Annotated in this window: 11 protein-coding genes and 1 pseudogene; 8 read left to right on the top strand and 4 right to left on the bottom strand. The window is 70.0% G+C overall.

The genetic code is table 11. From position 1 onward, the window contains the following. The first annotated feature begins 1,081 nt into the window (after window positions 1–1,081). A complete protein-coding gene (locus ACFYZY_RS29735) occupies window positions 1,082–3,790 on the top strand; it encodes a Helicase associated domain protein (RefSeq protein WP_388700323.1) in 2,709 nt (902 codons plus the stop codon). A gap of 92 nt (window positions 3,791–3,882) precedes the next feature. Here the strand turns inward: ACFYZY_RS29735 and ACFYZY_RS29730 are convergent, their stop codons facing one another. Then, window positions 3,883–4,011, bottom strand: coding sequence for a hypothetical protein (locus tag ACFYZY_RS29730; protein ID WP_365519954.1), 129 nt, complete (start codon window positions 4,009–4,011; stop codon window positions 3,883–3,885). Between the two features lie 130 nt (window positions 4,012–4,141). Between ACFYZY_RS29730 and ACFYZY_RS29725 the strand changes: the two genes are divergently transcribed. The 4 genes from ACFYZY_RS29725 to tpg all read left to right on the top strand — a co-directional run bounded on the left by ACFYZY_RS29725 (window position 4,142) and on the right by tpg (window position 6,564). Further along, the gene (locus ACFYZY_RS29725) at window positions 4,142–4,519 is read left to right on the top strand and encodes a helix-turn-helix domain-containing protein (RefSeq protein WP_388700321.1); all 378 of its coding nucleotides are present in this window, start codon (window positions 4,142–4,144) and stop codon (window positions 4,517–4,519) included. Then, window positions 4,519–5,097, top strand: coding sequence for an ImmA/IrrE family metallo-endopeptidase (locus tag ACFYZY_RS29720; protein WP_383445994.1), 579 nt, complete (start codon window positions 4,519–4,521; stop codon window positions 5,095–5,097). Before ACFYZY_RS29725 ends, ACFYZY_RS29720 begins: the two co-directional genes overlap by 1 nt. Window positions 5,098–5,254: 157 nt before the next feature. Beyond that, window positions 5,255–5,776 (top strand): GNAT family N-acetyltransferase, encoded by a 522-nt coding sequence (locus ACFYZY_RS29715; RefSeq protein ID WP_388700318.1) that lies wholly within the window; start codon window positions 5,255–5,257, stop codon window positions 5,774–5,776. Between the two features lie 152 nt (window positions 5,777–5,928). Beyond that, window positions 5,929–6,564: a telomere-protecting terminal protein Tpg gene (gene tpg, locus ACFYZY_RS29710; RefSeq protein WP_388700315.1), complete on the top strand. Its 636-nt coding sequence runs from the start codon at window positions 5,929–5,931 to the stop codon at window positions 6,562–6,564. A gap of 32 nt (window positions 6,565–6,596) precedes the next feature. On the opposite strand, the gene ACFYZY_RS29705 is transcribed toward tpg, so the two are convergent. The 3 genes from ACFYZY_RS29705 to ACFYZY_RS29695 are packed head-to-tail and all read right to left on the bottom strand — an operon-like array spanning window position 6,597 to window position 10,071. Beyond that, entirely contained in the window at window positions 6,597–7,709 is a 1,113-nt protein-coding gene (locus ACFYZY_RS29705) for a hypothetical protein (RefSeq protein ID WP_388700313.1), read from the bottom strand. 11 nt (window positions 7,710–7,720) lie between these two features. Further along, window positions 7,721–8,464 (bottom strand): AAA family ATPase, encoded by a 744-nt coding sequence (locus tag ACFYZY_RS29700; RefSeq protein WP_388700312.1) that lies wholly within the window; start codon window positions 8,462–8,464, stop codon window positions 7,721–7,723. After that, window positions 8,461–10,071 carry a Mu transposase C-terminal domain-containing protein gene (locus ACFYZY_RS29695; protein ID WP_388700325.1) on the bottom strand — a complete coding sequence of 537 codons (1,611 nt, stop codon included), beginning with the start codon at window positions 10,069–10,071 and terminating at the stop codon, window positions 8,461–8,463. The genes ACFYZY_RS29700 and ACFYZY_RS29695 overlap by 4 nt, the downstream gene beginning before the upstream one ends. A 308-nt stretch (window positions 10,072–10,379) precedes the next feature. Here ACFYZY_RS29695 and ACFYZY_RS29690 point away from each other — a divergent pair. The 3 genes and pseudogenes from ACFYZY_RS29690 to ACFYZY_RS29680 form a co-directional block, all read left to right on the top strand. After that, window positions 10,380–11,309: pseudogene (locus ACFYZY_RS29690) on the top strand (helicase associated domain-containing protein); the annotation flags it as partial. A 381-nt stretch (window positions 11,310–11,690) separates the two neighbouring features. Beyond that, a complete protein-coding gene (locus ACFYZY_RS29685) occupies window positions 11,691–12,287 on the top strand; it encodes a hypothetical protein (protein WP_388700311.1) in 597 nt (198 codons plus the stop codon). A gap of 38 nt (window positions 12,288–12,325) precedes the next feature. Next, window positions 12,326–13,096 (top strand): transposase, encoded by a 771-nt coding sequence (locus ACFYZY_RS29680; protein WP_388700308.1) that lies wholly within the window; start codon window positions 12,326–12,328, stop codon window positions 13,094–13,096. The last annotated feature ends 608 nt before the right edge of the window (window positions 13,097–13,704 follow it).

Below are 13,704 nucleotides of genomic sequence, written 5' to 3'. Positions count from 1 at the left end.
CCCGCGGAGCGGGTAACCCAGCGCTGCGCGCTGGGAAGCGGGGGCGGTCACTGCGCTCCCGCTGGCCCGCGCGGTGCGCGGGCGCCCCCCTCCGCTGCGCTCCTGGGGGCGGTGGGGCCGGCCGCTGCGCGCCCGGCGGGCCGCGCAGCGCGCGGCCGGGCCGATCGGGTCGGGTGGGTGCGGCTAGTGGGGCCTCCAGTACGGGAGTTGAGGGGAGCGCGGGGCGCTCCCGGCGGGTCCGCTGCGCTCCCCCGCCTGACGGTCCTTCCGGCTGCGCCTCCAGAACCGTTGGGGCCCGCTGGCGCGGGCCGGGCTGGCTACGAGGGGGGTCGCTCGTTCGGGTGGGTTCCAGTGTACCGCGTGCATCCGTTAGATGCAGCATGTACCTTGGGCGGAAACGCAGGACACCCCAACAACCCGGGAACCTCCCCCAATTCCGAGAGGCACGGCCGCGGGTGACCGGTCACCACGAATCTACCGGACCTGATCCCGCGCAGCGATTCTTTGCGCCGGGTGACGCGGTGCCAGAGGGCGGGCAACGGGCCGGGGTTGAAGGTGCTCGGGCTCCTGGAAAGGAAGGCGTACCCACGGCTGAGGTGGGTGATCTGGTGGCGGCGCTGGAGGCCCGGGGCGGTAGCCGGGGGCGCTGCGTGAATTGGTGGAGCTGGGCGGCATGGCATCTGTCGGGACTGCGGGGCTCAGGCGCGCCGCTCCCGGCAGGCTTGCACGAAGTTGATGCAGACCCACACGGCCAGGGTGAGGACGCTGGCCAGTATGACGACGCCGACAAGGAAGGGAGTGATCATGCCGCCAGCATCTCAGGCGATCCTCTCTCGACCTCCAGTACCCCCGGCTGCGGGGTGGAGCACCTGGAATGGTGCATGTCCGGGAGACGGTCCTGCCGCGCACCCACCGGACACCACGGCGTGCCTGGAGGCGCTCGGCGTGGTCAGCGTTCTGTGCCGGCGCGGAGTGGAGTTGTCCACCGGGCTGGTCGTTTTTGAGAGACGCCGGTGTGGCCTGCATTCCGCCATGGGCGTCTGGAGAACCACAGAAATTTGGGCATCGGGGAGAAGCGGAAATGTCAGCAATTCAGCTCAAGGAACACCAGGTAGATCAGCGATCGGCGTTTCGTAAGTGGGTGGGATTTCCTGCAAGGTCATCTGTGCCCCCGCAGGGGGCCCGGGGCACGATCGTGTCAGCGACCGGATCGGGAAAGACGATCATGGCCGCCGCGTGCGCGCTGGAGAGCTTCGCGGACGGCCGGATCCTCGTGACCGTCCCGACCCTGGACCTGCTCGTGCAGACCGCCCAGGCATGGCGCGCGGTGGGCCACACCGCGCCGATGGTCGCGGTGTGCTCGCTGGAGAACGACCCCGTGCTGAACTCGCTCGGGGTGCGGACCACGACCAACCCGATCCAGCTGGCCCTGTGGGCCGGGCACGGGCCGGTCGTCGTGTTCGCCACGTACGCCTCCCTCGTGGACCGCGAGGACCCGGAAGACCCGACGGGGCGGCAGAAGATGCGCGGGCCGCTGGAGACCGCGCTCGCGGGCGGGGAGCGGCTCTACGGGCAGCGCATGGACGGCTTCGACCTCGCGATCGTGGATGAGGCCCACGGAACCGCCGGTGATCTTGGCCGTCCGTGGGCGGCGATCCACGACAACGCCCGGATCCCGGCCGACTTCCGGCTCTACCTCACCGCGACCCCGCGCATCCTCGCCGCTCCCCGGCCGCAGAAGGACAGCGACGGCCAGGAGGTGGAGCTGGCGACGATGGCCGACGATCCGGACGGGATCTTCGGTGCGTGGCTGCCGGGGGCCGAGCTGGGTCTGTCGGAGGCGATCGAACGCGAAATCCTCGCCGGCTTCGAGATCGACGTCCTGGAGATCCGCGACCCCTCCCCCGTCCTCGGGGAGTCGGAGGAGGCGCGGCGGGGTCGGCGTCTGGCGCTGTTGCAGACCGCGCTCCTGGAGCACGCGTCGGCTCACAATCTGCGCACCGTCATGACGTTCCACCAGAAGGTCGAGGAGGCGGCGGCGTTCGCGGAGAAGCTGCCCGAGACCGCTGCCGAGCTCTACATGAACGACGCCACGGACGAGGACCTGGCCGCCGCGGGGAAGCTGCCCGCGTCGTCGATCGGCGCGGAGTTCTACGAGCTGGAGGCCGGCCGCCACGTCCCGCCGGACCGCGTCTGGTCCGCCTGGCTGTGCGGCGACCACCTCGTCGCCGAGCGGCGCGAAGTCCTGCGGCAATTCGCCAACGGCATCGACGCGGCCGGGCGCCGGGTCCACCGCGCCTTCCTCGCCAGCTGCCGCGTGCTCGGGGAAGGCGTCGACATCACCGGCGAGCGGGGCGTCGACTCGATCTGCTTCGCCGACACCCGCGGCTCCCAGGTCGAGATCGTGCAGAACATCGGCCGGGCCCTCCGGCTCAACCGCGACGGCAGCACCAAGGTCGCCAGGATCATCGTGCCGGTGTTCCTGGAGCCGAACGAGGACCCCACCGACATGGTCGCCAGTGCCTCGTTCCGCCCCCTTGTAGCCGTCCTCCAGGGCCTGCGCGCGCACGACGAACGCCTGGTCGAGCAGCTCGCCTCCCGGGCGCTCACCAGCGGCAAGCGCAAGATGCACGTCCGGCGTGACGAGGAAGGGCGGATCGTCGGCGCCGGCGGCGCGGGCGACGGCGAAGACCAGGAGGACGACGACACCGACGCGGCCGCCGAGTCGGCCCTGCTGCACTTCTCCTCGCCCCGGGATGCGGCGACGATCGCGGCGTTCCTGCGCACCCGGGTGTACCGGCCCGAGTCGCTGGTGTGGCTCGAGGGCTACCAGGCCCTCGTCCGGTGGCGGAAGGAAAACGGGATTACCGGTGTCTACGCCGTTCCGCGGGATGCGGAGGTCGAGGTCGGGGTCACCATGTTCCCGCTGGGGCAGTGGGTGCACCGGCAGCGCCGGGCCCTGCGCGCCGGGGAGCTCAACTCCCACCGCAAGGAGCTCCTCGACGCACCCGAGGCCGGGATGGTCTGGGAGCCGGGCGAAGAGGCGTGGGAGACCAAGCTCGCCGCACTGCGGGCCTACCGGCGCGCCACCGGGCACCTCGCACCCCGGCAGGACGCGATGTGGGGCGAAGGCGAGGCCATGATGCCCATCGGGCAGCACATCGCCAACCTGAGGAGGAAGGGCGCGAAGAACGGCTTGGGCAAGGACCCGGAGCGGGCCGCCGTGCGCGCGGCGCAGCTCACAGAGATCGACCCCGACTGGGACTGCCCGTGGCCGCTGAACTGGCAGCGACACTACCGCGTCCTCGCCGACCTCGTCGACGCCGACGGTGCCCTGCCGGCCATCGCCCCCGGCGTCGTCTTCGACGGCGACGACATCGGCACCTGGAGATGGCGGCAGCAGGAGCCGGGTACCTGGGCGCAGCTGATGCCCGAGCAGCGGGAACGGCTGGCGAAGCTGGGCGTGCGGGGCGCTGCCCTCCCCGTGGTGGCCGCCGGCCCGGCGGAACTCCGCCCGTCACTGGCCGCCGCCCTCAAAGGGCCGAAGAAGCCTGGGAGCAAGGCCGAGGCCGCGTTCCAGCGCGGCCTTGCCGCCCTGGCCCAGTGGGTGGAGAAGGAAGGACAGCGGCCGGTCCCACGCGGCGCGGTCGTGGAGGTTGAGGTCGACGGCCAGAACGGGCCGGTGCTCGTACGGCTGGGGGTATGGGTCTCGAACACAAAGTCGAGGCGGGACAAGCTCACGGTGGAGCAACGCACCGCCCTCGCCGCGCTGGGCATGAAATGGGCGTGAGCGGCTGCCTGAACGGAAGAGAAGGTTCACCGTTGTCAGGTGAACCTTCTCTTCGGGGTGGGTGAGTGTGCGGACGGTTTCCGTCCACACACCTACTTCTTCTTGGGGGTCTCGTTGACCGTGGTCTTGGGGTGGCGCTTGACGGTGGACTGCTTGACGAACCTGCCGGTGATCGCACTGCGTCCGCGGCCGCTGCTGGAGGTCGAGGTCTTCTTGGGCATGGTCGGTTGATTCCTTTCACGCTAGCCTGAACGTCTCGACTTCGAGACGCTGCGTCGAGAATAGATCATCTATGTTGTGATAGTCAAACACTGTTTCAGAAACGACTCTTCTGGGAGTGGAAGGACCGAAGTGGCCAAGGACCAGATCGACGTCGACGCGCTCTACTCGGCGCTCGACGCCCAGCGAACCGCCCGCGAACTCTCCTGGCGGCAACTGGCCAAGGAACTCGAGGTCAGCCCGTCTTTGCTCTCCCGGATGGCCAACGGACTGCGCCCGGACGCGGACGCCTTCATCACCCTGGTGCAGTGGCTCGGAGTTCCCGCCGAGCAGTTCGCGGTGGGAGGTGACGCGCCCGCACAGCGGGAGGAGCCGGAGCTTGTCACGCAGATCGGCTCACTGCTGCGGGCCCGCAAGGACCTCGAACCTGAGGACGTCACCTATCTGGAGGCTGTCATTCAGGCTACGGTGCGCCGCGTGAAGGCCCTGCCCCGGGACAAGGAGGCGTAGTGCGCAGAGGGTTCAAGGCCGAGGCGAAGCGCCTGGCACTGGAGGTGCGGGAAGAGCTCGGTGTCACGGCGCACGAGCCGATGGACCCGTACGCTCTCGCGGAGCTCTACGGCATCGACGTCTTCACCCTGCACGAAGTGGCTGAAGACCATTCCGGAGCGATGGCCGCCCTGCGTCACTTCACCGAAGTCCGTCCCGACGTCTTTTCAGCGGCGGTCCTGTGCCTGGGCCGCCGCCGGGTGATCGTGGAGAACTCCGGACACGAACGTCCCCGGCGCGTCTCCACCCTCGCGCACGAGATGTCCCACGTCCTGCTTGAGCACGAGTTCACCACGCTGCTCCGTACCTCGGGGCGTGAGTGCCGCGACAGCGACCACGACCAGGAGAGCGAAGCGGCAGAGCTCTCCGGTGAACTGCTCCTCCCCTTCGACGCGGCCCGCCGGCTGGCCCACAACGGCGTGCCCGACGAATCCGTAGCCGCCCGCTTCGGCATCAGCACCGAGTTCGCGCGCTGGCGGATGAATGCAACGGGTGCCCGGCGCATAGCTCAGCGCGCAAGGGCCCGAAGCGGCCGCTGATTACAACGCCACCGAGACCTATCCGGCAGGGGTCTTCCAAGGACCGCCGCCTTGTTCTGGCGGACCCACCCCGCCCAGTCGTTCCTGTCGGCTCGGTGAGGCAAAGACCGTCAGCACGAGCGATACTCCGCGCCAACAGCCCTGCGATACTCAGACCGTGCCCTTGATCCGCGACATCACCGAGGTCGACCACTCGGTGGTGGAAGAAATCCTGGACTCTACTGGCCTCACCATCTGCGGGCCCTACGACCCCGAGGGCATGGAGGTCGTCGTGGCCGAGGTCTGCGGAACTGTTGTCGGGGTCGCCGAGTTCCATCTCCACTGCGATTTCGGACACGACGAAGGCCGGGAGACGCATGCCGGCGAGCAGGCGTTCGTCTTGACCGTGGCCGTTGCCAATGCCTGCCGTCGCAGCGGAGTCGGCCGCGCGCTCCTCACCGAGGTAGCCCGCCGAGCCCACGAAGCCGGACATACTTTCCTGGCCCTGGTCCCACAGGACGGCGACGATGCAGCCAACCGGCTGGCATTCTTCCGGGCATGCGGGCTCAAGCCCTACGGGCCCGACCAGCCGGGCGCGGCCTGGGGCTGCCCGGTCTCGGAGATCTTCAGCGCGAGCGTGGCGGGGCCAAAGCGCGCTGAGCTCTCAAAGGGACACGACCCGGGTGGAGCTCCCGCCTAGCCCCTCCTAGGGACTCGATACCAGAAGGACAACACCGGGATGTCGGCGACGCCCGTCGTCATCTGAGCCGCCAACTTGTCGCCGGTGCTCGCCCAAGGCTCGTAGCTTGCGTCAGCCAGCGCTGTCCCAAGAACGCAGAAACCTGGCAGGCAGTGGCAGACGACCTGGGAGAACTGACACGACAGACTGCAGGTGCCGGCCTTGCCGACTGGCGGCTTCGGGAGGCAGATGTGGGACAGATCGAGCAGGGGCTGGAGCGCGCGTTGCGCACCCGGGCCGTTCCTTCAAGCAACGGGGCCCGCCTGCGGTTTCTGCTGGCATCACACGGTGGTTCCACTCGGAAGGTAGCCGCCGTGCTAGGGGTGTCCCAGCGCACCGTGCAGCGGTGGGTGACGAAGAAGCCAGGAGCGCGTCGTCCCCCGGGTCCGCCGCATCTCCGATCGATCGAGGAAGCGGTCCGGGCTCGTTGGCAGCCCCGGATACGAGCCCGTCGGCGTGCCCAGGCCGAGGCAGAGGGGTTCGTCTTCCATACCCGGGCGCGGTTCGGGTTCGCGGCTCCTGCGGGGTCCTCGGACGATCCGCGGGTGCGATGGATCACCCAGGACCTGCCGGGAGAGGTAGCCCGGGAGCTGTTCGCCGCCCGGGATGCCGGTGCGGGCGAACAGCAGCAGACGGTGATCCTGGCTCGCGCGCTGGGGCACGCCTATTTTCGCGATTGGGGCCGTCGGGCCCATGGTCTGCACATCGCTTTCAGCGACGTCGAGTTCGCCGACTTCTCGATCGGCTGAGCCTGGCCCGTCGCGTCACCAGGTCAGGGTATTCAGCGTCGTGAGGCCCTGACGCGATTGACCGGCACCGCTTCGTACCGCTCGGCTTCCTGCCTCTCGTGCCAGTCCCACTCCACACGGCCGACCGGGCCTCGACGGCGAGCTGCGGGCGGCTGGGGCGGGCGCAGCCTGGCCGCCTCCGCCACCCGCAGCAGGTGCGCACGGTCACCTGGCGCGGCGAGCAGTTCCTGGTCCTCGCCGCAGACGAGCCGGGTGAAGCAGGCCGCGGCCCGCAGGAAGACGCTGGCCCAGGGCGGTACGGGGTAGGCGGCGCAGCCGTCGGTGTAGCGGGCTCGGTCGTGCAGGGCGAGCATGGCCGCGGCGTCGTCGTAGTCGCGAAGGCGGGCGGTGGCGAGTTGCTGGAGGGAGGCGCCGGTGAACAGTGCGGCAGCGACGGCCGCGGCCAGGCGAGGATGTGCGGTCGCCGCGTGCAGCCGGTGGGCGACTCGCTGGGCGGTGGGCGCGGTGAGAGGAGCGGGCGGTGGGCGGTGCCGCCAGGCGATCGGCGGTGGCGCGCACGGGTCGGCGCAGGGGCGGGGGCTGTCGTAGGAGACGAGGCGGTCCAGTGCGGGCAGGGTGAGCCACCGGCTGGCCGGCCCGGCGGGCTCGTCTGCAGGCGGGGGTTCGGCGATAGGCGTGCCGTAGTAGTGGCGGCGGGCAGCCTCGATGTCGGCGGTGACGGAGTAGTCGGCCGTCCGCAGGGCCTGGTGCAGGGCGGCGGGAAGGTGAGGGCGGTGGCAGACCAGGGTCAGGTGGATACCGGTGCGGGCCTGCAGCTGCAGAAGGCGCATCGTGCGGCGGGCAGTGAGGCGGTGAGCGCGCAGGACGGTCAGCCGGGTGACGGGCAGAGCGGTCAACCAGGCCGTGGCGGCTTCCCAGGCGGGCTGACGGCCGCCGGGAAAGCGGCCCGGAAGCAGGGGCGGTTTACCCAGGGCGGCGAGAAGGTCGTGGGCGAGGCCGGTTTCGCTGGTGGTGCCCGGGCCGGGGTGCAGGGTGATCCGGCCGGACGGCGGATGGTGGGCGGCCAGGGCGGTGTGCGTGTGCAGCATGTCGTCGTGACGGTCGAGAATCACGGTGACGGACGGCAGCGGCGGGGCAGGAGGCATGGACGGTGTGGTCAGGCGAGGCGGCTGAAGGCCCAGCGCAGCAGCTCTTGGTCCACGTGGGGGCGGCCGGTGCGGGCCAGTGCGGTGCGGGTGTGGGCGGTCAGCTGGGCCCAGGCGCGGAAGTTGCCGTGCGCGGCGTGGCTGTCGGCGAAGGTGATGTCCTCGGGGTCGGCGTCGGCCCAGACCGGGTGGAACAGCGGGATCACCTCGAGGACCTCGCTGGGGGTGAGGCGGGTGAACTGCTGCCAGATGAAGATGCGGGAGGAGAGCATCGGTTCGCGGCGCAGCACGGTGTGGCAGCCCGCGCCGCCGACGAAGATGATCGCGAGCTGGGTGGAGGGCTCGTCCCACAGGTAGCGGAAGTATTCGAACGCCTCCCCGTTGAGCCACTGGGCCTCATCCACGAGGAAGGTACGGGGGCGTTCGGCCAGGGCCATCTTCAGCAGGCGATCGAACTCGCTGGGGTGGCGCGGTGGCTCGCCGGCCAGGTCGAGCGCGGTGAACAGCTCGTAGCGCACCGCGCGGGCGGTGGGCCGAGCCCGGAAGGTGATCTTGCGGACGTCCTCGCCGGGTTCGAGTTCGCGCAGGCAGGTGTTGACGGCGAGGGTCTTGCCGAAGCCGGCACCGCCGTGGATGCACATCATCGCGCGGGCGGCGACCGTGTCGCTGATGTTCTCCCGGGCGGTGAGCAGGGCGCGGGTGGTGACCACGGACGCGTCGGGCAGGTCGACGTACTGGTAGGTGGCCGCAGTCACGAGGCATCTCCGTCTTCATCGGTGGTGGGACGTGCGGCCCGCCCGCCCGGGCCGTCGAGGGCGGAAGCCCCATGACGGCCGGACGGGTACCGGACGGGCGGGCCTGGCGTGGTCAGCGCGGCCAGGGAAGCCGGGGTGCGCCAATCGGCCGGAGGCGCGGCGTGCGGGATGAGGTCCGGCATCGCGAGCTGCGCGAGGTCGGATTCGGCAGTCTGGGCGAGTTCGGCCTCGGCCTGCGCGGTGGTCAGCGCGCCGAGCCGCCGAGGGGGCTCGGCCTGGGTGGCGGCGGCGTAGCGCTCGCGCTGCGAGGCCTCCAGGTCCTTCTTCAGGCGGCGCGCACGGGCGGCCCGCGTTTTCCGTACAGCGCGGCGCTGTTCCTCGGTTGCCTGGTCGGCCAGGTCGGCGGGGCCGAGGTAGCGGCCGGTGGTGGCGTGGTAGACCTCGATGCGGTGGTCGTGGTGGGGCATGAAGCGGACCCGGACCTGGATGCCGGCCTTGCCGGTCATCCACGCTCCCACGTAGTCGCGATTCTTGAAGCGGATGCCGCGGGAGGTCAGCGTGCGGGTGCCGGCGTCCTCCAGGGTGAACGTCCACAGATCCGCGGCCGGCACGTCCCGTAGCGGAGTGGGATCGTCCTGCCACGCTTCAAGCGGGGTCCTGCCCCGCAAAGGTGCGGGCTGATGTTCGGTGTTCCACCACCGTGTCCAGTCCAGCAGCCGGGCGGTGAAGTCCTCGAAGCCGAGCAGTACCTCGTCCTTCGGGCGGGTGGGGCGTTTGCCGGGGCGCGGCTGGCGGGCGTAGCCGGGCAGCGCGGCCAGGAACATGCTCTCCACCGCCCGGTTCAGGCCCTCCACGGTTCCCTTGAGGTGGGGGGTGTAGGCGGGCAGGTCCTCCACGGTGACGTCCAGGAGATCGAACGCGGCGGTCACCGTCCTGGACAGGAAGTCCTTGCCGCGATCGACTCGTACCTTCTCGGGCAGGCCGCCGAACGGGCCGTAGGGGTCCTCGCGCAGGACCGCGGAGCGCAGCGCGGCCAGCACCGACTCCCGGGAGGGATGTACCGGGGTGACGGCGACGCCGGTGATCGCGTTGGTGGCGCAGTCGGTGAACCAGGTGATCCACGGTCTGCGGGCCCTGCCGTCGACATCGATGAGCACGGGGGCCTGCATGTGGTCGGTCTCCCACACGTGGTTGCGCCAGCCCCGTGGCCGGGTCAGGAACACATCGTGTTTCCGCGCCGCCCGCTCCCCTCCCGCGAGCCCGGCCCGCTCCCCCGGCGTCAGATCACGGCGGATCGCCCGGTGCAGCGTCGGGATCGACGGAGGCGGATCCCCCTCGCCCCTGGCCGCGCGAGCGGCCAGCTCACGATGAACCGCCGCAACGTTGCCCTTCCACAGCCCCAGCAGAGCCCGGACCTCATCAGTAACCGTGAACCGCCCGGGATACGCAGCCCGCTCCCCCGGTGCCCGGGCCGCAGCCTCATCCCGCTCGGCGGCCGCCAGCCACCGCCACACCGCACGCTCCCGCACCCCGAGCACGTCCGCCGCCGACCTTACCCGCGTGGCGGTGAGCATCCCCTCCCGCCGCAGGGCCAGCAGACGGCGCACCGCCGGTCCCCGCAACGCCCGAACCGACGCAGCCGGCAAAGCCCCACTCGAACCACCACCCGCTCCTTCCGGGGCCGGGTCCTGCTCTCCCTGATCCACACCCCTGAGCACACCAACACCCATCGGCCAGCGGATCAGAACTCACGAAACTGAGACAGCGTCACCCCTCACGCGATAACGCTCCACGACAGCGATGCCCCGTGGATCTCTCACCTCCACGACAGCGACCCCGTAGCCCCGAAACAACCCATGACCAGCATCAACACCCTCAACCCTCGCTGTCTCTCACTCCACTGTCACAAAACCGAGAGATCGCACTCGCCGCACTGCGCTCCTACCGGAAGGCCACCGGGCACCTCGCACCCCGGCAGGACGCGATGTGGGGCGAAGGCGAGGCGATGGTGCCCATCGGGCAGCACATGGCCAACCTGCGCCGCAAGGGCGGGCTCGGGAAGGACGAGGACATCGCGGCCGCCCGGGCCGCACAGCTCGCCGAGATCGACGAGGACTGGAACTGCCCGTGGCCGCTGAACTGGCAACGGCACTACCGCGTCCTCGCCGACCTCGTCGACGCCGACGGCCACCTGCCCCACATCGCGCCGGGGGTCGTCTTCGACGGTGATGACATCGGCACGTGGAGATGGAGGCAGCAGGAGTCGGGTACCTGGGCGCAGCTGCTGCCCGAGCAGCGGGAACGGCTGGCCAAACTGGGCGTGCGGGGCGCCGCCCTCCCCGTGACGGCCGCCGGCCCGGCGGAACTCCGCCCGTCACTGGCCGCCGCCCTCAAAGGGCCGAAGAAGCCCGGGAGCAAGGCGCAGGCGGCGTTCCAGCGGGGCCTGGCCGCCCTCGCCCAGTGGGTGGAGAAGGAAGGACAGCGGCCGGTCCCCCGCGGCGCGGTCGTGGAGGTTGCGGTCGACGGCCAGGACGGGCCGGTGCCGGTGAAGCTGGGCGTATGGCTCTCGAACACCAAGAGCCGGCGGGACAAGCTCACCACCGAGCAGCGCGCCGCCCTGGCGGCACTCGGCATGGAGTGGGCAGGCGTGGTGCCGGCCGTCGAGGCCGCCACGGAGCCGCCCGCCGCGCAGCCCTCGTTGGCGGCGGTCCCGACGAGGCGGCGGGTGCGGGAGCACCACGAGGAGTGCGACGGAGAGCTGTACGAAGGCGGTACGTGCACCTGCGACCTCATCGAACGGTACAGGCCGCCCTCCGACCGGGAAGGCTACGGGGACGACTTCTGACCACTCCCCCACCACCGTGAAACCCCGGACCCGCCGAAGGGTCCGGGGTCTCGTGAGCTCGGCAGCGGGCGTGCCGGGGGACTCTCCTCCGTGGGGCGTCGCCCTGGCGGCCCAACAGGAACTGCGCCCTGCGGAAGTGGCTCGTACGGTGGCGGCAGGGCGGCGTACAGGACCGCCGCCCCGGGCTGGTCGGCGCCGGCCCCTCTCTGCCCCTCACGAGGGGCCGGCCCCGCCGTGAAGCCGGTCGGTGTCCCGTTCACAGCCTGACGCCCGCGACGACAAGCCGGACGTGGCTAAGGGCTGTCCCGCAATGACCTGGAGGCCCGAGTCGAGGCTCGAAAAGATGTGATGCCGTGCACGCAGCGTGTGTACGGTGCCGGAGTGATCTACTTTGATGGCGCTTGGTTGGGTGCGGAGGCCGCGCGGCGGTTGGCGGAGGCGGACTGCTGCGAGATAGCTCCAGGGCTCACGGAGGAAGAGTTCAGCCGGATCGAGGCGACCTATGAGCTCGAGTTCTCCCCGGAGCATCGTGCTTTTCTAGCAGCGGGGCTGCCGGTCACTTCACCTCCCGAGGAAGGCGCGGCCTGGCAGCAGCCCTGGCCCGACTGGCGTCACGCTGATGAAGACGACCTGCGCCATCGGCTGGAGTGGCCGGTACGAGAAGTGCTGGGCGACGTCGCTCATGGCAGCTGGCATCCGGCCCTGGGAGCGCGTCCCACCTCCAAGGAAGAGGCTCTGGAGGTAGCCCGAGCGGTACTTGCACGAGCGCCACGACTCGTTCCCGTCTACGCGCACCGCTTCATACCCGCAGGTCGTGACACTCCGGGGCATCCGGTCCTATCGGTGTGGGGGACCGACATCATCTGCTACGGCCACGATCTGGCCGACTACATCGACCGCGAGTTCGGCGAGATCGACGAGGACACGCCCTGGAATCCACAGGCATCCGTCCCGCTCTGGAAGGACTTCCTCGGCTGAGATTGCTCCGGCTGATGCCGATGTAAATGATCTCTGTCGTGTCTGGTGTGATCACGGCCTCGGAGCCGTCTTGGATAGTCCCGTTCACCGGTATGGCTCCGCGCCAGTTCAACCAGGTGGTGCGTGCGCTGCGGCGCGAAGGCGCCGACATCGCTCGGCGCGGCCGGCCGTGGGGGATTCCACTGGAAGACCGGTTGCTCCTGGTGGCCGCGTACTGGCGCACCAACCTGACACTGCGCCAGCTCGCACCGCTCTTTGGCGTCTCAAAGTCCGCGGCCGGCCGCACCGTCGGCCACCTCGGCCCCCGGCTCGCGCTCAAGCCCCGCAGACGGTTCCGCAAGGACACCGTGCTCATCGTGGACGGAACTCTGGTCCCCACCCGCGATCACACGGTGGCCGAGCGGTCTAAGAACTACCGGTACTCCACCAATCACCAGGTCGTCATCGACGCCGATACCTGGCGCGTCGTGATGGTCGGCCGGCCGTTGCCCGGCAACTGCAACGACTGCAAGGCGTGGGCACTGTCCGGAGCCGAGGAGGCCGTCGGCCGCACCACCGTCATCGCCGACGGCGGCTACCAGGGCACCGGCCTGGTGATTCCGCACCGTCGCGAGTGCGGGCAGAGCGAACTGCCGGCCTGGAAAGAAGAACACAACACTTCCCACCGTCAGGGCCGCGCCCGTGTCGAGCACGCCTTCGCCCGCATGAAGACCTGGAAGATCCTCCGCGACTGCCGGTTGAAGGGCGACGGCGTCCATCACGCGATGAGCGGCATCGCCCGCCTGCACAACCTCGCACTCGACCGATAGGCGAGCCGAGCGGACAGCAGCCGATCACGGCCCTACTGACTCGAAGATCTTTACGGGACAGCCCTTAGGGCGTGTGTCGGAAGTACTTCAGGTTGGCCCGCAGGTGGCGGGCTCGCATCGCACGCCGACAGCCAGGCGAAGAGTGATTAGACGGAGGCCTCGGACCAGTTTCGGGGCCTTCTGCGTGCAGAGAGCAGCGAAGCGTTACGGTTCGGCGCATGGAGATTCCAAGGTGGGCCGGTCGCGCGACGGCCGCAGTGGTCGTGGCCGGGGCGTTGATCATTCGGCGTGCGCTCCAAAATGCTGCGGCGCAGTCAGAGACCGTCTCAGGCTCCGGGTACGACTGGTCCCAGAACGAGATGAATTGGCACTGGCGTTGCGAGTGCGGCGCCCGGTCTCGTGGCGGCGACATCAAGGCTGACACGGAGTACAACGCGCAGCGGCACCAGTGGAGCAAAGGTACGGGGCACCCGATGCCTGAGGTCTATCAGAAGCCCTTGTAGGTCGTAGCCGCTAGGTGTATTGACTCGCAGCGTTGTTGACTCGGCTGATGGGCGGGTGTCCGTCGAGTGCGGTGTGGCAGCGGTGGTGGTTGTAGGTGTGGAGGA

Source organism: Streptomyces sp. NPDC001744 (assembly GCF_042892575.1).
Lineage (GTDB): Bacteria > Actinomycetota > Actinomycetes > Streptomycetales > Streptomycetaceae > Streptomyces.
Note: the sequence above shows the minus strand (reverse complement) of the source record. Positions and strands in the feature narration are given on the sequence as shown.